The following is a 16061-nucleotide window of genomic DNA, read 5'->3' as shown; positions in this document are numbered from 1 at the left end:
CGGGGGTATAAAGGGGGATAAAAATGGGCGCACAAGCACTGGAAGCATATAGCGAAGATCATACCCAGCCCAATCAGCGCAAGGCTGTGCCTAGCACGCCTATGCAAATGGCGTATGAGCTGATCCATCAAGGTGCTGATCTTGGGGCTGTCAAGGAAATGCTGGCTTTAAGCAAAGAGCTAGCGGCGGATCAAGCAAAGCGTGCTTTTTCTGTGGCTATATCTGCGGCCAAAGCAGAAATTACGCCAATCGTGAAAAATCGCAAAGGGCATAACACGAAATACGCAGACTTTGCCGCGATTGCGCGGACAATCGACCCGATCATCTCCAAACACGGCTTGTCGTACCGATTCAAGAGCAAGCAGCAGGATGGTCGCATTCATGTGACATGCATCATTTCTCATGTAGATGGATATTATGAAGAAAATACACTCGAAGCCCCTGCCGACAATTCCGGCAGCAAAAATGCAATTCAAGCTATTGGATCGACACTGACTTATTTGCAGCGCTATTCGCTGATCCAAGCTTTTGGCCTTGCAGTAACAGATGATGATGATGGTGCCGCGGCTGGGGCACAGGCGGATGCTGGCCCTATCACCGATGCGCAGCGTGATGAGCTTATGCGCCTGATCAATCAGGCTCAGATTGAGATCGATATCTGGTGCCAATACTACAAAGTGGAGGCCGTGCAGGCACTGCCTGCAAATCTATTCGATCAGGCCAAAAAGCGGCTGCAGGATTATATCAATAGGAAGAAGGCAGGCACCAATGGCTGATATCGTCCAAGGTACGCCCGAATGGCACGCCGCGCGATTAGGCAAGGTAACAGCATCGCGTGTCGCTGATGTGGTCGCCAGGACAAAGTCTGGCTACGCCGCATCCAGAAAGAATTACCTGACAGAGCTAGTGCTTGAGCGGCTGACTGGGACTGTAGCGGACACCTATACGTCAAATGCAATGCAGTGGGGCATTGAGCATGAGGCGGACGCACGCGCCGCATACCAATTTGATCTCAATACTAGGGTGGCGACAGTGGGCTTTGTCGACCATCCGACCATAGAGCATAGCGGTGCATCACCAGATGGCTTGGTGGGCGAGACTGGGCTGGTCGAGATCAAATGCCCGCACTCGTCTACTCACCTCGACACTATCAAATCAGGCGAGATACCATCGCGCTATGTCCCGCAAATGCTGTGGCAGATGGCATGCACTGGGCGCGAGTGGTGCGATTTCGTGTCGTACGATCCACGATTCCCAGACGGTATGCAGCTATTCATCAAGCGCTTGGAGCGGGATGACAAAGCCATATCAGCGCTGGAAGCAGAAGTCATCGCCTTCTTACAAGAGGTCGATGAAGCAGTGGATGCGCTGCGGCAGAAATTCATCTCAGATATTCAGGAGGCCGCATAATGGCTGGGAGCATCAATAAAGTCATTCTGATCGGTCACCTTGGAGCCGATCCGGAAGTGCGTCGTTTGAATTCGGGCGATATGGTCGTCAATCTGCGCATTGCCACCTCTGAAAGCTGGCGTGATCGCCAGACCGGCGAACGCAGGGAGCGCACCGAATGGCACAGCGTTGTCATTTTCAATGAAAATCTGGCGAAGGTTGCGGACCAGTATCTGCGTAAGGGCGCCAAGGTTTATATCGAAGGCGCATTGCAGACCCGCAAATGGCAGGATCAGAACGGCAATGACCGTTACACGACCGAAATCGTCCTGCAGAAATATCGTGGCGAGTTGCAGATGCTTGATAGCAAGAGCGAGGGCGGCACCACGGAGACGAGCGCCCCGGCCACACGCCCTAGTCATAGCTACGCGGAGCTTTCTGCCGGCTTTTCGCGAGATCTGGATGATGAGATCCCGTTTTGAGGTGAGACATGGCGCAGACGGTCATTTTACGCGGTGACAGCCAGAGGGCATTCGCAAAAGCGCTCATTGATCGCGCCCCTGTCGATGCTGTGGTGACGATTAAGCAAGCAAGCCGCACGACTGAGCAGAATGCGAAAATGTGGGCGATGCTGTCTGATGTCGCCCGCGCTAAGCCAGAAGGCAGGCATTGGACGGCAGAGACATGGAAGTGCGCATTCATGCACTATCTCGGCCATCAGGTGCAATTTTGCATGGGCCTAGACGGGGCTAGCCCTTTCCCTATTGGCTTCCATTCGTCACGGCTCACAAAAGCTCAAATGGCTGATCTGATCACATGCATTCAAGAGTACGGTGACAGGCACGGCGTCAAGTGGATCGACGAGCCAAAGCATTGGGTGCATGCAGCATGAATACGCAGTCGCTACGCATCCATGCAGACACCAGGCGCAGCCGGTCAAAGCTGCGTCGATATATCGAAATACACGAGCAATTACGCCGCGAAGTGGAAGCCGCCCGCATGTCCACCGAGATCATTGGAGAGGTGGAGCGCGTGCTTGCAGAGACTGATTTTTCTGTGAGCTATTCATGTGCTGATAATGCGCGGCATGTCATTGGTGAGTTTAAATGATTGAAACTGTTACACAATTCTCCGAGCGCGATGCACTGGCTGCCGAGAATTCGCGGCTGAAGGAGGCGTTGCGCCTGATCGAGTCAGCGAAGGACCGGGGATTTGGTATTGACTATGCACGAGGCGTGGCACAGAGCGCCCTGCTGCGCGACTAGGAGGAAGGGAAGTGAGCGACGAATATATCGAGCTGCCACCGCTTCCGAAGGCGAGCAAGATGTACGACATTCCCGGCTACGACGAGGAAGAATTGAAAGACTATGCACGCACTGCCATCCTTGCCGACCGCGCCGTCCGCGCCGACAAGCTGGAAGAACTCGCCGCCGAGCAAGCCGCAACCTGTAACGAAAGCTTACAGGTTGAGCCAGCCGCACCAGAAGCGCAGCTTGCCGCCTTCCTAAATGATCTGTCCGGAGAAAATGGAGAGTTAATCGACAGAATGGCTGCGGCTATCCGGGATTGGGGGTCTCACTACGATGATGGACCTTGGGAAGCGCTTTCTGAGGATCGTAAAGCTGGCTGGCGCGGTGACGCTGAACGCGCCCTTGCAGTAGTCAAGGAATACTTGACGGCTCGCGGCCAAACACAACCGGAGGGAGCGAAATGAGACAGGTTTCCAAGGGTGAATTTTACGCCGCAGTGGGGAAGTTGAATGTGCATCCGAAAATTGTAAGCGGATTTCCTTATGAGTGCCAATGGATCTTTCTCAACGACCCGCGTGGACCATTGTTCGGGAAAACGGTTGACCGCGTCGAAGGAGGATTGACCGTCACAGACTATTTCCTGAACGACACCCACCAATCAGGAGGCGCGGAATGAGTAGTTCTGCCCCAAGGAGGCAATGGAATGACTGATACCCTTAAGCGATTTTTCAGCGATGTTGAAACCGCGTCATTCTTCAATCTTAGCAAGGCCATTATGCCAGGTCACTACAATCAGTCGGTGACATTCACACTAGACCAAGATTACGGCGACAAAGGCTGGCCGCCTGCCCTTCTTGCCATATGGGAGGGGGACTGTTCACCCGAAAAGCGCAGTTCCGAATGGATATACATGCACCCGGACGACGCACGGAGCATCGCCCACGTTCTCCTTGCATATGCCGACGCATGGCAAGAGCGATGGGATCGCTTTGAAAACGGCGAGGAATTGGACCACGGCAAAGCTTGGAACGCCCCCACCAATCAGGAGGCGACCGTCATGGCGAGTAAGGAACTCACGAATAAAGCTTAGCCGACGATTGATGGTGAATAAGATGGAGCTAAAACAGCGATTAGTCACACGATCAGAGGCCGCGCAGTATTGCGGGCTGACCACGTCCGGATTTTCAGAATGGGTCAGACGTGGGGTATTACCGTCAGCAATACCGGGGACAAATAGATGGGATAAGCGAGCCATTGACGCCCGGCTTGACCGATTATCGGGGCTGGAGACACAGGCAAATGATGATGCGCAAGACTTTTCAGAAATGGAGGCGGCAATAGATGCGCGTCTTGCTCAAAGGCGTTCACCGCGTACGAAAGCGGCTTGCTGATGGCAGCGTGCGCTATTACTACTACGCATGGCGCGGGGGACCATTATTGCGAGGGGCAGACGGCAAGATACTTGCCCCATCTGACCCGGAATTTCATGCTGCATATAGCGACGCCGTCAAAGCGCTTACGGGCGGGAAAAAGCATACGCTCTCGCACATCATCAAGGAGTATTCCAAGTCCGCAGATTTTACCAAGAAATCAGAAAAGACGCGCAAGGATTATATGCGCTATCTGGCGGAGATAGAGGACATCTTCGGAGACCTGCCATTCTCATATCTCGAAACACCACGCGCAAGAGGAAAATTCAAGGAATGGCGGGATACCATGGCAGATCGCCCTAGAACGGCGGATTACGCGTGGTCTGTTTTGAGCCGTGTATTGTCATTTGGCAAGGATCGTGGATTGCTGGCCGTCAACGTGTGTGAGCGTGGGGGCCGACTATACGTCGCTCAAAGAGCAGATAAGATATGGACGACAGACATCATTCAGAGATTTATACGTGTGGCGTCCCCCGAGCTACAGCTTGCATTGATGATGGCTCTTTGGACTGGGCAGCGTCAGGGGGACTTACTTCGCGTGACTTGGCCAGCATATGACGGGAAGACGCTACGCATCAAGCAAGGGAAGACGGGGGCGAGAGTTTTAATACCCGTTGGCGCGCCACTACGCGACTTGCTCGGTGCGCCGCGAAAGTCAATTGGCACCATTCTTGTAAATTCTCGCTGCCAGCCGTGGACTACGGATGGCTTCAAGACGTCATGGGGTAAGGCCTGCGTCAAAGCAGGCATTGACGATCTCACATTTCATGATTTGCGAGGCACAGCGGTCACGCGGCTTGCCCTTGCTGGATGCAGCACAAGTCAAATCGCATCCATTACAGGTCACGCACTAAAAGACGTTGAGCGCATCCTTGATGCGCATTATTTGGGTGGGAAAGTTGAACTTGCAGAGGTGGCAATCTCAAAGCTTGAGCGGTTTACAAACTCCCTGTAAGCTATTGAATCTCTTATTGTCGATATATGGTTAGTTTGTAAAATTACCCAATAAAATTAATGAATAGCACCTGATTTGTAATCAGGGGGTCGGGAGTTCGAGTCTCTCTGGGGGCACCAGTTTTTGACAAGGCATCTCTGTCCTCGGTCTTTATTACTGTAATTGTATTTTTTGCAGTCCCCACCATAATCCATATGTTTGTGCAGTCGGGCGCTTTTTTAATACCCTTATCAGGACTACCATTAACCATTTATGCGTGGCCAGCCTCACGCACACCTATTGTAAAAACCAGATCTTCTCTTGCAGATGCAAATTATTGCTACTTGCCAATAAGCAGTTCCTTTTCGAATGAGGCAAAGGTGATTGAAACGAGCCATCATTACAACATCCTACAGCCTTCCGCATCCCCGTGCCATGAGGCTTGAAACCCTTTTTGGGAATGTACCGCATGCTAAACGATTGACAGATTCTTTAATCAGACATGATCGCACCACTGAGGAGAGCTATGGAACTTGAACAACAAAAATATCATGGCAACGTTGAAATAATCGGCGGGGCGCTATTACGCGGTTGGTGCTGCGCCAGATCCGGCGAAACATGCGAAGTGACAATCATAGTTAATGGTAAAGTTTGTGCACGCATCCACGCCATAATACCGCGTAATGACCTGAAAAAACGTGGTTTTTGTACCGATGGCGGTGAATTTGAATTAGATATTTCCAGTTTTTTAGACTTTGGAAGCAATCGTGTAATAGTAACAGACCCTTCTGGAAAAGTACTTCCAAATGGAGAACACGAAATTAATTTCAGAGATGTTATCCGCGCCGACATGGATCCATGGTTTCAGGATCAAAACCATATTATCGGCGTACATGGCAACACATATCTAGCAACTGATCCACTTGTTGGCTCGGTATTAGGTAAAATGTGGCACATCTTCGGTTACAAGTATTCAAAAGGTGATTCTGGACAAGAAACTTGTAACTTATGGTTCAGCCATCCACACCTGCAAAAGCCAAATAATCTAGAAAAATTTATAAACGTCAATTGCAACGATATTTCTAAAAGCGGTATTGATATAGCACATCGTAAGGTTTTCAAACGGGGAATTTGTCTATGCCCGAATGACATAGAGCCAGAAAAATTTTACTTGGTAAAATCTAATGAAAACGCAACTCACGATGGGCGTATCATCAAAGGGTCAGACATTACCACTGAACATTTTTCAAATTTTGTAGTGCAACGATTAATTAATAATAATTTTCACACATCGTCATCGCAAAGATCAGTATATGACATACGCGTACCAATCATAGGAAATGTAATACCTTTTGTATATATTAAAGTTAGAAGAGATAATATTCGATTTTCCAACGCGAATGATAGCGCAACAATAACATTACCATCAAACGTTTTATCACAAGAAGAGATAGAAAATATTATAAAATTCTGCAGTCATATCGGCCTGGATTATGGAGAATTGGATGTTCTTAGAGATCAAAACGATGGTGATATTTGGATAGTTGATGCCAATAATACGCCTTCCGGTCCTCCTAATGGGTTGGTTCAAAGCGACAAGATATTTGCAATTCGGGAACTGGCCTTGGCGTTTAAGCAACAATTCATTAACCCTGGTCTCTACTGGAAAAACGGGCTGCATAAGGACAGAACCAAAATACAAGCCTCCCATAATGAGCAAGTGGCAAGTGAAGACGTAGGCTTGAAAAATAATTCAACCCAAACAAGTAACGAGCAGTTGATATTATAGTTAGGCCGCAGACTCATTACGCGTGGCACCAGATTCGCAGTCTGACCAGTTTGACGGCAACGAGGAAGTTCCTGGGATCTTTGCCCTATCGGGTGGTGATCCCGGGAACCGTTTGATCCTGCTGAAGAGACGTTCGACCAGATTGCGCTGGCGATAACCCCAGGCGGAAAAGGGAAAGAAGCCCTTGCGCTTGCCGGGATATTGGCCCAGGTCTATTCTTCCCGGCCAAAGCCCGAATGACATCGCTGCCATAGACCTTGTCGGCCAGCAGGGTCGCGCGTCCTCAATGTGTCCCAAGCAAGGCTTCGGCTTCGACACTGTCGTGGGCTTGGCCTGCAGTCAGACGCAGGTGACGCGGGATGACCTTCCGCATCGACGAGCGCGTGGATCTTGCTGGTGAGGCCCCACGGGAGCGTCCCATGCCGCATCACGAGAGCCCCTTTTTCCCGTGGCCCCATGCTGGTGAACACGGACACAGGTCGAGGCGATCATGATGATGTCGCCATCATAGGCCTTGGAGGCTTCCTCCATGAGCCGGCCCCAGACGCCTGCCTTGCGCCAACGAACAAAGCGGTTGTAGCAGGTGGTCGGCGGGCCGTAGTGCCCGGGGATTTCCGCCCACGACGGGCCTGTCCGGAAGCGCCAGAGAATGCCATTCAACACCCGGCGGTCATCGACACGGGGCACACCGCGAGGCTTGTTCGGAAGCAATGGCCCGACGACCGACCATTCGTGATCTATCAACTCGTACCGTCGCCGTGCCATCGCCCCCCATCGCTGGGGGGGGGGGCTTTGAATCACAGCCTGGACGAATGGGAAGAGCATTTATGAGTTTGCGGCCGAATACGCGCCATGTGCCTTGGCTTTTCGCCAGCATTGATAGGCCAAAAGCAGGGCGCAAAACTCATAGATAAACTCCTGCATCTCGCCGTAATTCAAGGCACCTCCTGCAGAAGCCCCATAAAGCAGGCTGAAAGGCCTTATGAACAAAATAAAGACCGTCGCAAAAAGAGCCGCAATCGACAAATCGGCAATGGGAAGACCAATTTTGTCAAACAGAGGCGAAGTCATCGGAATCCCATGATAAATCAAAGGGATAATCACGAAATAGATCGAAAAGACCGCAAGACCTATTTCATGCGCATAAAAATGAATGAAGGACATATTATGCAAATTGGTCTCATGCTGGAGATTGCCTTCAAATGTTGCCGGCGTTTCCCAACCGATGAACCACTGCCCCCAACTGATTTCTTCCATACCCAGGAACAGAAATCCAACTGCAAGCGCGGCAAGCCAGAACGCTTCGCGCCTGCTTGAAGCCCATTGCAAAAAGGCAGTGCGCAGAAATAAACAACCGGCCAGCATACAGGAAAAAAAAGCCAATGATTTCAAATGGGCCATTTTCCTGCAACAGATAGGCGGCAAGCGGTCTGTTGATATAAAACAGCCGTGCAACCACAAGCATGGCTGCAACCCAACCGACAAGTACGACAAAGCTGATGATTTGCAAGAATTTTGCAGGTCTCTGATTATACATATCTACCCCCTAATAAACGGGGGCATCTAACAAGCCGGCACCAGAACCACAACCACTTTTTATAAGCTTCTTGTGAATTTAATTCGGATTTTTAGCCACAACGATTAATCTTGGCACACAAATATTTGTTTTTATGAACTTAAATTCAAAAATATTTTAGCAGATGGGCTTTATCCCGCGTCAGGATGCGTCTTATTCTGACGATCCAAAACTGCGTATGCAAACGCCATTGGCAGAAGCCAACGGCATTGCCTTGTTTACGAATCCATTGATCAAGACGGAAATCTTATGTTTCAAGCCTTGGCGCCGTGTGTCCCAAGGCGCAGAACGGGTAGAGCACCTCTCCTGCTTCCGTGCAATGTTCCATGCACTGTTTCCAGTCCTTGTCAAAAGCACAGGCGTAAGCGCCATTCGTACCCAACACCATTGAAGCCGTCACCAGCATCATAAACAGCTTTTGCATGGAATCACTCCTGATGCGTTGCATGTATTGTGTGAAACGAAGGCTACGCTCACTTTGACAATAGCGTAATTTCAACTGTTCGGTCGCAATATATCAAGCCCAACAAATTGAAAAAACCTTGTACCCCGGCACGGGCATGGCCCCTGTTTGCGGTTCTGGACTTTAAGTATCCTGCTGGCCAGGATTTTTTATCAACATATAAATCGATTTAGATTTCAAAGGCTTATCTTTTGTGATGCAGGCCTTCAACATATATTGTGCTATGAAGCGGAACGATGAAGGAGGATGGAATGTCCAACCAGACCGTTTCTGATGAAATTTACCACCGTCATGCCCGTGAATGGGCTGCCATGCGCGCTGCCATGGAAGCCAAAGAGCGTTCGCAGGCGCAAAAGAATGAAGACAATGCATATGGCAGCGTCAAAAGCGCCAGCCAGCAATAAGACGTCCAACAGCAAGACATTCCTCTCGTAAAGTGCGCTTGCAGTGCGCAGATCAATTGCAAGCCCCTCGATTTTGACGGCGATCAAAACGAGGGGATTTTGTTCTCGCATCTAGAGCATCCCGATCCCAAGATATTCCTGAAAGGGTATTTGCCCCCAGGAAGCAGCACTCCTGAACACACCTTGCTGGGTCTGGCTGGTGTCAGAATGACTGTCACATGCAGGCCCATGAACCGCAGCACACAATTCCAGCTCCGCCCGATCAAGATTTTTGACTTGGGTTTTCATCCATAACCGCTAATTTTGCTCCGACATAGACAAACCAGGGGGTAATGAGATGTCTTCTCGGAAAGTAGCCATCATCACGGCAGGCGGCAGCGGCATGGGGGCTGCCAGCGCACGTCGTCTGGCGCAGGATGGGTTTGCCGTTGCAATCCTTTCCTCGTCCGGCAAGGGAGAGGCCTTGGCAAAGGAACTGGGCGGCGTTGGCATCACGGGATCCAACCAGTCCAATGATGATCTGAAAAAGCTGGTTGATTTGACACTGGACAAATGGGGCCGCATTGATGTTCTCGTCAACAGCGCCGGCCACGGCCCGCGCGCGCCGATCCTCGAAATCACGGATGAGGACTGGCACAAGGGCATGGAAACCTATTTTCTGAATGTCGTGCGGGCAACGCGACTGGTTGTGCCAACCATGCAGAAGCAGAAATCGGGCGTCATCATCAATATTTCAACAGCCTGGGCTTTTGAACCAAGCGCCATGTTTCCGACATCAGCAGTGTTCCGGGCAGGGCTTGCCAGCTTCACCAAGATCTTTGCCGACACCTATGCCCCCGACAATATCCGCATGAACAATATTCTGCCCGGCTGGATCGACAGCCTGCCGGCAACCGAAGAAAGGCGCAAAAGCGTGCCTTTGGGGCGTTATGGCAAAAGCGAGGAAATCGCCGCCACCGTATCGTTCCTTGCCTCGGATGGCGCAGCCTACATCACCGCCCAGAATCTGCGCGTGGATGGAGGCCTGATGCGTTCAATCTAGGCCTGATGCACGGTAACCAAATCCCAAGGAAACGCTGCTAGCGTCTTCCATATGATTCGGTTACGGAAACGGTCAGATGGCTGCCAATAAACGCTCTACTCGCCGCCGCTCCTCATCAGCAAGGAGGCGCAGCGGGGGTTCAAAAGCCTCGCTTCTGGTGCTCGCGGCTATAGTCAGCTTCGGTGCCTTCAGCATCTGGTCGACTGCCAATCATAAAAGCCCGCAGCAAGCCTTTGCCACGCTGTTCCAGCGTCAACTTGCACGCATCACCACGCCCGCCAATACTGAAAAAAGGCCCGCATCAGGGCCTGCCGCTGCAAGTCAAAACAAGCCAAAGCCGCAGGTCGCGCCACAAACTGTCGTGGCGGCACCCGTTCCGCGCCCATCAGCCCCAGTGGGTTCATCACCAGAACCACGAACGATTGCCGAGCTGCTAAGCCAGTCGGCAAAACCGCAGGTCAAGCCTGGCAGCAGCCAGACACGCATGTCAGCGCATCCTGCCCCGCGTTCCAGTACACAAGGCGCAATGCCGCCGCGTGGAGTCAATTCCCCTGCCCATTCCCCAACCGTCGTCTTTGCAAAAGAAAAACTCATCATCCGCAAGACGGCATGGGAAAAGGCCCCGGCCATTGCAGTGATTGAAAAGGGACGTGAAATGCGCTCCTACGGCAAGACCGGACGCTGGCATCGTGTCATTGTGCCGACAACGAACCTTATTGGCTGGGTTCATGAAGATCTGCTGGTCGGCGACAAAAACAAGCCGGACAGCGCTTCTCTGATGACAGGCGCAATCGGCAAGAAAACGGAAACGGGCACGCCTCGCATGAGCACCCGGCCACTGCCGCCCAAAGCGATTGGCCACTGAATGCGATACAAGCCACGTTTCAGATGTCGCGTGCGGTGATTGCCATGGCGGCAAGCTGTCCTTCGCCCGGACGATAACGGAAGCCTGCCCGTTCGATCGTCGTGCCATCCACGATGAGATCACCAAAAAGCTGTTCATACATGTTGGACTTTCCCACAGCCGACAGGAGCAGCTTCATTATGCATGGCGGAACAGGTAGCAGGTTCAGCGGACGGCCGAGCGCCTGACGTGCCTTTGTCACCAGTTCTCTGGTTGAGCGCGTCTCGGGCTCGGCCAGATGGAAAATGCGGCCCGACAGTTTTTCGGCGGGCATTTCAGCCAGAAAGACCAGCGCGCGCACGACATTTTCCAACGAGACAAGGCTGCGCTTGTTGCTTGCCAAGCCAAAAGGCAATGGCAACCTGCTGTCGCAGAGTTTCATGAGGGCATGCAGATTGGCCCTGGCACCGGGGCCATAGACCAGAACCGGACGGGCAATCACGGCTTCAATGCCCTCCATTGTGATCAGCGCAGCCTCTGCCTGTGCTTTCGCCCGGCCATAATCGTCACGCGGCGCAAGCGGCATGCCAGTCGTCAGCGGCTGTCTGTTTCCGGCAATGGTATGGATGGTTGAAACGAAGACAAAACGCCTGACGCCTGCCTGTCTTGCCTGTTCGGCCAGCCTGACCGTCAGACGATGGTTGACTGCATCGAACGTTGCCGCATCAGGCCGCCCGGCTCCGGTGCGATGGGCAAGTGCCGCACAATGAATGACGACATCAACACCAGAAAAATCGGGCTCAGACAGTGCCCCACGTGACAGGCTCAGAACTTCATGGCCCGCGGCCTGCAATTGGCCGACCAGCACCTTGCCGATAAACCCACCTGAACCGGTTACGGCAATTTTCATCGCGCCCTCAATCTTTGCGCCCGTCCTGAGCGTTTTGTGCCTCTTCTGCCAGTGCCTGCGCTGCCAAGGCACGTGAAATTCTGGTCTTCTGTTCAAGCGCCATGCGGTCGAGACGATCAACCAGCCTGATTGCGGCTGATAGCGAGCGTTCCATGCGGCCGATCATATAAGAAACGACCTGCGGTTCGACACTCACCTGCCGGTCGGCAAAGAGCTTGTGAATGACCCCGAACAGAAGCAGATCGTCCGGCTCTTCGATCTCCACGACCGTTGCCGCCTTCAGCCGTGAAGCAAGATCAGGCAGCGTGACCGGCCAATTGGCCGGGCTCTGACGCGATGTCATGAGAAGCGAATTGGCCTTGCCCGCAGCAAGGCTCTGGCGGATCGTATTGATGATATGAAACAGCCCCGTTTCACTGAACGGCGCATCACCAATATCCTCGATCAGGATCGAGCCTTCCGCCGCGGCAAGCACGGCAGCCTCATCAATATGGGCTGCATCCACGCGCAAAGCGCCGGTGCGCTCACGCCAGATTTCGGCAAGATGCGTCTTGCCGGCACCAATCGGCCCGGACAGGACGGTTACCGGCGAAAGCCAGTCCGGCCAGCGATCAACAATATCAACAGCCGCACGATTGGCCTCCGTGACGATCAGATCGTCGCGGCGGTAAGCCGGCTGATGTTCGAGATCGAGCGGGATCTGGCGTGGCGCTTCACGCATCACTGCCCCCATGCCGTCTTTCTCTTGTGCTGCTCCTGTTCATGACTCGCTATGTGCCTCATCGCCAGCTTCAACCACAAGCCCGGACTGCGCATCAGTCCCGCTTTTCACATGGGCATTGGCCGGATCATATAATGGAGAATCCAGATAGCTATTCAGCGCAAAACGCACAAGCACCCCAACGACTGCAGCCGCAGGCACGGCAACCAGCATGCCGGTAAAGCCGAACAGATAGCCAAAGGCAAAAAGCGCAAATATCAGCCAGACCGGATGCAGCCCAACCGATGAGCCAACAAGTTTTGGCTGGAGAATATTGCCTTCAACGAACTGGCCGATGAAAAATATGGCGGCAATCACCGCAACCATGACCCAGTCCGGCCAGAACTGCACCAATGCCACGCCAATTGCCAGAGCAAGACCGATGAAGAATCCAACATAGGGAATAAAGATGATCAGACCGGCAAAAAAGCCGATCAACAGGCCAAAATTAAGCCCCGCAAGCGTCAAGCCAATGGCATAATAGGCGCCAAGCAGCAGGCACAAGGTGCCCTGCCCGCGCACAAAACCGGCAATGGCCTGATTCATCTCGCGCGCAAGACCGCGCACCGTGTGAAGCTGGGTGCGCGGTATCCAGCTGTCGATGCGTTTGATCATGCGATCCCAGTCGAGCAGCATGTAAAAAGCAACCACCGGCGTGACCACGACAAGGCCGGCAATGTCGATGAGCGATTTCCCCGAATTCCACAACTGTTGCAGCAGAAGGGAGAGGAAACCGGCCCCCTGTTCCACCAGGGAGGAAAGGTTCTGCTGGATGACGGAATTATCGATTCCGATATAGCGTTTCAGCCATTGCGAATTTTCTTTTGTCATCAGTGACTGCAACAGCGTGATGTAATCGGGAATTCTGGAAATGAAATCGGAAAGCTGCGCTGCCAGGATCGGCAGAATAATCATCGCCGCAATGGTGAGCGCCAGAAGACATACCAGCAGGATCACGATTGTTGCCGCCAGTCGCGACAGGCCAAGGCGCTCCAGCCGGTCGGCGATCGGATCAAGAAAATAGGCCAGTGCCATGCCTGCGACAAAAGGCAAAAGAATGGCGCTGAATACAATCAGGAACAGCACAAAAACGACAACCGCACCGATCCAGAACATGGCCTGACGGCGCATGGCCGAGCCTGAAAATCCCCCCACGGCGACATTGACGTGAATATCGCCATCGCGTGTGGTCGCATCCGACTGACGCATTGTGCGGCTGCCACTTTTCATGACACCCTGACGTGCCGGCATCGACTTCTTGGCCATGTGTGCCCGTTCCCTGTCCTTCAGCGCATCTTCTCCTGTTGCGACCATATCCTACCATGCAAGATTTCGACAGATTCCTGCATAGTTTTTTGCTTTTACCGCTCGTTGGCCTTGCAGCTTTGGCAATCTCATGCGAAAGCCCCCGCATATTATCCCTTGAAGTGGATGAGCAGCCAGTTTCAGGAAGAGGCCAGACCCATGGAAAACGAGCGCAACGGCCAGAACGGCCTGACTTATGCGCAGGCAGGCGTTGATATTGATGCCGGTAACCTGATGGTAGAAAAGATCAAGCCATTGGTACGTTCAACCCGCCGTCCGGGTGCCGATGGCGAAATCGGTGGCTTCGGCGGCCTGTTTGATCTGAAGGCCGCAGGCTTCAGGGATCCGGTTCTGGTTGCCGCCAATGACGGCGTGGGCACCAAGCTGAAAATCGCAATCGATGCCGACAAGCACGACACGGTTGGCATTGATCTCGTGGCCATGTGCGTCAACGATCTCGTCGTGCAGGGTGCAGAACCGCTGTTCTTCCTCGACTATTTTGCCACCGGCAAGCTATCGCCGGATCAGGGCGTTGACATTGTGGCCGGCATTGCCGAAGGCTGCCGTCAGGCAGGCTGTGCACTGATCGGCGGTGAAACAGCCGAAATGCCAGGCATGTATCGCAATGGTGATTATGATCTCGCCGGCTTTGCCGTTGGTGCGGCAGAACGTGACAGCCTGCTGCCACGCGGCGACATTGCCGAAGGCGATGTCATTCTCGGCCTCGCCTCATCGGGCGTTCATTCCAACGGCTTCTCGCTGGTGCGCCGCATTGTCGAAATTTCCGGCCTTGGCTGGCAGTCGGAGGCACCGTTCCAGCCGGGCGCGAAACTGGGCGAAGCGCTGCTGACGCCAACCCGCATCTATGTCAAGCCGCTGCTGGCCGCGATCCGCAGCTCGGATGGTATCAAGGCGCTTGCCCATATCACTGGCGGCGGTTTTCCTGACAATATTCCACGCGTTCTGCCGCAAGGGCTTGCGGCGGAAATCGATCTGGATGCGATCTCTGTTCCAGCCGTCTTCTCATGGCTTGCAAAGGTTGGCCGCGTGGAAGCCCATGAAATGCTGCGCACCTTCAATTGCGGCATTGGCATGATCGTCGTCGTTTCGCCGGACAAGGCAGCGAAAGTTGAAGCCATTCTTGCCCGCGAAGGCGAAAAGGTCGTCACGCTTGGCCGTATGGTTCACCGCGAAAAGGACGGCGTGATCTACAAGGGTAGTCTGGCACTATGAGCCGCAAGCGGGTTGTGATTTTCATTTCGGGCGGCGGCTCCAATATGGAGGCGCTGATCCGGGCATCGCGCGCAGAAGATTATCCGGCAGAAATCATTGCCGTCTATTCCGACAAGGCGGAAGCAGGCGGCATCGCCAAGGCTGAGGCCGCGGGTATTGCAACGCGGATCTTTGTCCGCAAGGACTATGCCTCCAAGGAAGCGCATGAAGAGGCCATCCTTGCAAGCCTTGCACATGACAGGCCGGACATCATCTGCCTTGCGGGCTATATGCGCCTTCTCTCCGGCCGTTTCATTGCCTCCTATGAGGGGCGCATTCTCAATATTCACCCCTCGCTTCTGCCGCTGTTTCCGGGACTGCACACGCATCAGCGCGCGCTTGATGCCGGTGTCAAGCTTGCCGGCTGCACGGTGCATCTCGTCACCGAAGGCATGGACGAAGGCCCGATTCTGGCACAGGCCGCCGTGCCCGTACTGAAAGGCGATACGGCAGAAACGCTTGCTGCACGTGTCCTGACAGCTGAACACAAGATCTATCCGCTGGTGCTGCGCCAGTTTGCCAGTGGCAAGGCAGAACCTCAGCCTGCCGATGCGATGATCATCAGCGCATCATTGTTCTAGACTCTGAATGGTGGTCGGCCTGCGACAGGCCCGCCACCGCGCGACATATTGGCCTTCTCCCCGTTTCTGTTAACAAAATTTTCAGCAATTCCCAAAATGGCCGAATTGTGAC

Annotated in this window: 21 protein-coding genes and 1 pseudogene; 16 read left to right on the top strand and 6 right to left on the bottom strand. The window is 53.2% G+C overall.

Going from position 1 to position 16061, the window contains the following annotated elements; all coding sequences use genetic code 11:
* The first annotated feature begins 23 nt into the window (after window positions 1-23).
* From ACFO1V_RS02985 to ACFO1V_RS02935, 11 genes are all read left to right on the top strand, one after another.
* The gene (locus ACFO1V_RS02985) at window positions 24-776 is read left to right on the top strand and encodes an ERF family protein (protein WP_374833068.1); all 753 of its coding nucleotides are present in this window, start codon (window positions 24-26) and stop codon (window positions 774-776) included.
* Window positions 769-1410 (top strand): lambda exonuclease family protein, encoded by a 642-nt coding sequence (locus tag ACFO1V_RS02980; RefSeq protein ID WP_374833070.1) that lies wholly within the window; start codon window positions 769-771, stop codon window positions 1408-1410. Before ACFO1V_RS02985 ends, ACFO1V_RS02980 begins: the two co-directional genes overlap by 8 nt.
* Window positions 1410-1871, top strand: coding sequence for a single-stranded DNA-binding protein (gene ssb / locus ACFO1V_RS02975; RefSeq protein WP_374833072.1), 462 nt, complete (start codon window positions 1410-1412; stop codon window positions 1869-1871). Before ACFO1V_RS02980 ends, ssb begins: the two co-directional genes overlap by 1 nt.
* 8 nt (window positions 1872-1879) lie before the next feature.
* Entirely contained in the window at window positions 1880-2281 is a 402-nt protein-coding gene (locus ACFO1V_RS02970) for a recombination protein NinB (protein WP_374833074.1), read from the top strand.
* Window positions 2278-2499 carry a hypothetical protein gene (locus ACFO1V_RS02965; protein WP_374833076.1) on the top strand — a complete coding sequence of 74 codons (222 nt, stop codon included), beginning with the start codon at window positions 2278-2280 and terminating at the stop codon, window positions 2497-2499. The genes ACFO1V_RS02970 and ACFO1V_RS02965 overlap by 4 nt, the downstream gene beginning before the upstream one ends.
* Window positions 2496-2654, top strand: coding sequence for a hypothetical protein (locus tag ACFO1V_RS02960; protein WP_374833078.1), 159 nt, complete (start codon window positions 2496-2498; stop codon window positions 2652-2654). Before ACFO1V_RS02965 ends, ACFO1V_RS02960 begins: the two co-directional genes overlap by 4 nt.
* A gap of 11 nt (window positions 2655-2665) precedes the next feature.
* A complete protein-coding gene (locus tag ACFO1V_RS02955; RefSeq protein ID WP_374833080.1) occupies window positions 2666-3103 on the top strand; it encodes a hypothetical protein in 438 nt (145 codons plus the stop codon).
* The gene (locus tag ACFO1V_RS02950) at window positions 3100-3315 is read left to right on the top strand and encodes a hypothetical protein (protein WP_374833082.1); all 216 of its coding nucleotides are present in this window, start codon (window positions 3100-3102) and stop codon (window positions 3313-3315) included. Before ACFO1V_RS02955 ends, ACFO1V_RS02950 begins: the two co-directional genes overlap by 4 nt.
* Before the next feature lie 27 nt (window positions 3316-3342).
* Window positions 3343-3729 carry a hypothetical protein gene (locus ACFO1V_RS02945; protein ID WP_374833084.1) on the top strand — a complete coding sequence of 129 codons (387 nt, stop codon included), beginning with the start codon at window positions 3343-3345 and terminating at the stop codon, window positions 3727-3729.
* Window positions 3730-3980: 251 nt separating this feature from the next.
* The gene (locus ACFO1V_RS02940) at window positions 3981-5024 is read left to right on the top strand and encodes a tyrosine-type recombinase/integrase (RefSeq protein ID WP_374833086.1); all 1044 of its coding nucleotides are present in this window, start codon (window positions 3981-3983) and stop codon (window positions 5022-5024) included.
* A gap of 505 nt (window positions 5025-5529) precedes the next feature.
* Window positions 5530-6792 carry a hypothetical protein gene (locus ACFO1V_RS02935; protein WP_374833088.1) on the top strand — a complete coding sequence of 421 codons (1263 nt, stop codon included), beginning with the start codon at window positions 5530-5532 and terminating at the stop codon, window positions 6790-6792.
* Window positions 6793-6808: 16 nt separating this feature from the next.
* On the opposite strand, the pseudogene ACFO1V_RS02930 reads toward ACFO1V_RS02935, so the two are convergent.
* The 3 genes and pseudogenes from ACFO1V_RS02930 to ACFO1V_RS02920 form a co-directional block, all read right to left on the bottom strand.
* Window positions 6809-7557 (bottom strand): annotated as a pseudogene (locus ACFO1V_RS02930) (IS5 family transposase).
* 60 nt (window positions 7558-7617) lie between these two features.
* Window positions 7618-8193 (bottom strand): hypothetical protein, encoded by a 576-nt coding sequence (locus ACFO1V_RS02925; RefSeq protein WP_380075052.1) that lies wholly within the window; start codon window positions 8191-8193, stop codon window positions 7618-7620.
* A gap of 422 nt (window positions 8194-8615) precedes the next feature.
* On the bottom strand, window positions 8616-8792 hold the full coding sequence (locus ACFO1V_RS02920; RefSeq protein ID WP_374832371.1) for a hypothetical protein: 177 nt from the start codon (window positions 8790-8792) through the stop codon (window positions 8616-8618).
* Between the two features lie 290 nt (window positions 8793-9082).
* Between ACFO1V_RS02920 and ACFO1V_RS02915 the strand changes: the two genes are divergently transcribed.
* The 3 genes from ACFO1V_RS02915 (at window position 9083) to ACFO1V_RS02905 (ending at window position 11142) form a co-directional block, all read left to right on the top strand.
* Complete coding sequence (locus tag ACFO1V_RS02915; protein WP_374832369.1) at window positions 9083-9235, top strand: hypothetical protein; 153 nt, start codon at window positions 9083-9085, stop codon at window positions 9233-9235.
* Between the two features lie 337 nt (window positions 9236-9572).
* Window positions 9573-10277: an SDR family oxidoreductase gene (locus tag ACFO1V_RS02910; protein WP_374832367.1), complete on the top strand. Its 705-nt coding sequence runs from the start codon at window positions 9573-9575 to the stop codon at window positions 10275-10277.
* A gap of 76 nt (window positions 10278-10353) precedes the next feature.
* A complete protein-coding gene (locus tag ACFO1V_RS02905; RefSeq protein ID WP_374832365.1) occupies window positions 10354-11142 on the top strand; it encodes a hypothetical protein in 789 nt (262 codons plus the stop codon).
* 19 nt (window positions 11143-11161) lie between these two features.
* Here ACFO1V_RS02905 and ACFO1V_RS02900 read toward each other — a convergent pair whose 3' ends face one another.
* Genes ACFO1V_RS02900 through ACFO1V_RS02890 form a run of 3 tightly spaced genes read right to left on the bottom strand, consistent with a single transcriptional unit; the run spans window position 11162 to window position 14057 of the window.
* Window positions 11162-12031 carry an NAD-dependent epimerase/dehydratase family protein gene (locus tag ACFO1V_RS02900; protein WP_374832363.1) on the bottom strand — a complete coding sequence of 290 codons (870 nt, stop codon included), beginning with the start codon at window positions 12029-12031 and terminating at the stop codon, window positions 11162-11164.
* A gap of 7 nt (window positions 12032-12038) precedes the next feature.
* Complete coding sequence (hdaA, locus tag ACFO1V_RS02895; RefSeq protein WP_374832361.1) at window positions 12039-12764, bottom strand: DnaA regulatory inactivator HdaA; 726 nt, start codon at window positions 12762-12764, stop codon at window positions 12039-12041.
* A gap of 27 nt (window positions 12765-12791) precedes the next feature.
* Window positions 12792-14057 (bottom strand): AI-2E family transporter, encoded by a 1266-nt coding sequence (locus ACFO1V_RS02890; RefSeq protein WP_374832389.1) that lies wholly within the window; start codon window positions 14055-14057, stop codon window positions 12792-12794.
* A gap of 198 nt (window positions 14058-14255) precedes the next feature.
* On the opposite strand from ACFO1V_RS02890, the gene purM reads away from it, so the two are divergent.
* Both purM and purN read left to right on the top strand, forming a co-directional pair.
* On the top strand, window positions 14256-15329 hold the full coding sequence (gene purM / locus ACFO1V_RS02885) for a phosphoribosylformylglycinamidine cyclo-ligase (protein ID WP_374832387.1): 1074 nt from the start codon (window positions 14256-14258) through the stop codon (window positions 15327-15329).
* Window positions 15326-15949 (top strand): phosphoribosylglycinamide formyltransferase, encoded by a 624-nt coding sequence (gene purN / locus ACFO1V_RS02880; RefSeq protein WP_374832359.1) that lies wholly within the window; start codon window positions 15326-15328, stop codon window positions 15947-15949. Before purM ends, purN begins: the two co-directional genes overlap by 4 nt.
* Window positions 15950-16061 lie beyond the last annotated feature (112 nt).

This window comes from Daeguia caeni, assembly GCF_042653845.1.
GTDB classification, from domain to species: Bacteria; Pseudomonadota; Alphaproteobacteria; order Rhizobiales; family Rhizobiaceae; genus Brucella; species Brucella caeni.
The sequence above is the reverse complement of the archived record's forward strand: the minus strand, read 5'-3'. Positions and strand labels throughout refer to the sequence as shown.

Bases quoted from the DNA above. Each gene is read 5' to 3' on its own strand.
- ACFO1V_RS02985 (WP_374833068.1), top strand. From the start codon at position 24: ATGGGCGCACAAGCACTGGAAGCATATAGCGAAGATCATACCCAGCCC.
- ACFO1V_RS02980 (WP_374833070.1), top strand. From the start codon at position 769: ATGGCTGATATCGTCCAAGGTACGCCCGAATGGCACGCCGCGCGATTA.
- ssb (WP_374833072.1), top strand. From the start codon at position 1,410: ATGGCTGGGAGCATCAATAAAGTCATTCTGATCGGTCACCTTGGAGCC.
- ACFO1V_RS02970 (WP_374833074.1), top strand. From the start codon at position 1,880: ATGGCGCAGACGGTCATTTTACGCGGTGACAGCCAGAGGGCATTCGCA.
- ACFO1V_RS02965 (WP_374833076.1), top strand. From the start codon at position 2,278: ATGAATACGCAGTCGCTACGCATCCATGCAGACACCAGGCGCAGCCGG.
- ACFO1V_RS02960 (WP_374833078.1), top strand. From the start codon at position 2,496: ATGATTGAAACTGTTACACAATTCTCCGAGCGCGATGCACTGGCTGCC.
- ACFO1V_RS02950 (WP_374833082.1), top strand. From the start codon at position 3,100: ATGAGACAGGTTTCCAAGGGTGAATTTTACGCCGCAGTGGGGAAGTTG.
- ACFO1V_RS02945 (WP_374833084.1), top strand. From the start codon at position 3,343: ATGACTGATACCCTTAAGCGATTTTTCAGCGATGTTGAAACCGCGTCA.
- ACFO1V_RS02940 (WP_374833086.1), top strand. From the start codon at position 3,981: ATGCGCGTCTTGCTCAAAGGCGTTCACCGCGTACGAAAGCGGCTTGCT.
- ACFO1V_RS02935 (WP_374833088.1), top strand. From the start codon at position 5,530: ATGGAACTTGAACAACAAAAATATCATGGCAACGTTGAAATAATCGGC.
- ACFO1V_RS02925 (WP_380075052.1), bottom strand. From the start codon at position 8,193: ATGGCCCATTTGAAATCATTGGCTTTTTTTTCCTGTATGCTGGCCGGT.
- ACFO1V_RS02920 (WP_374832371.1), bottom strand. From the start codon at position 8,792: ATGCAAAAGCTGTTTATGATGCTGGTGACGGCTTCAATGGTGTTGGGT.
- ACFO1V_RS02915 (WP_374832369.1), top strand. From the start codon at position 9,083: ATGTCCAACCAGACCGTTTCTGATGAAATTTACCACCGTCATGCCCGT.
- ACFO1V_RS02910 (WP_374832367.1), top strand. From the start codon at position 9,573: ATGTCTTCTCGGAAAGTAGCCATCATCACGGCAGGCGGCAGCGGCATG.
- ACFO1V_RS02905 (WP_374832365.1), top strand. From the start codon at position 10,354: ATGGCTGCCAATAAACGCTCTACTCGCCGCCGCTCCTCATCAGCAAGG.
- ACFO1V_RS02900 (WP_374832363.1), bottom strand. From the start codon at position 12,031: ATGAAAATTGCCGTAACCGGTTCAGGTGGGTTTATCGGCAAGGTGCTG.
- hdaA (WP_374832361.1), bottom strand. From the start codon at position 12,764: ATGGGGGCAGTGATGCGTGAAGCGCCACGCCAGATCCCGCTCGATCTC.
- ACFO1V_RS02890 (WP_374832389.1), bottom strand. From the start codon at position 14,057: ATGGCCAAGAAGTCGATGCCGGCACGTCAGGGTGTCATGAAAAGTGGC.
- purM (WP_374832387.1), top strand. From the start codon at position 14,256: ATGGAAAACGAGCGCAACGGCCAGAACGGCCTGACTTATGCGCAGGCA.
- purN (WP_374832359.1), top strand. From the start codon at position 15,326: ATGAGCCGCAAGCGGGTTGTGATTTTCATTTCGGGCGGCGGCTCCAAT.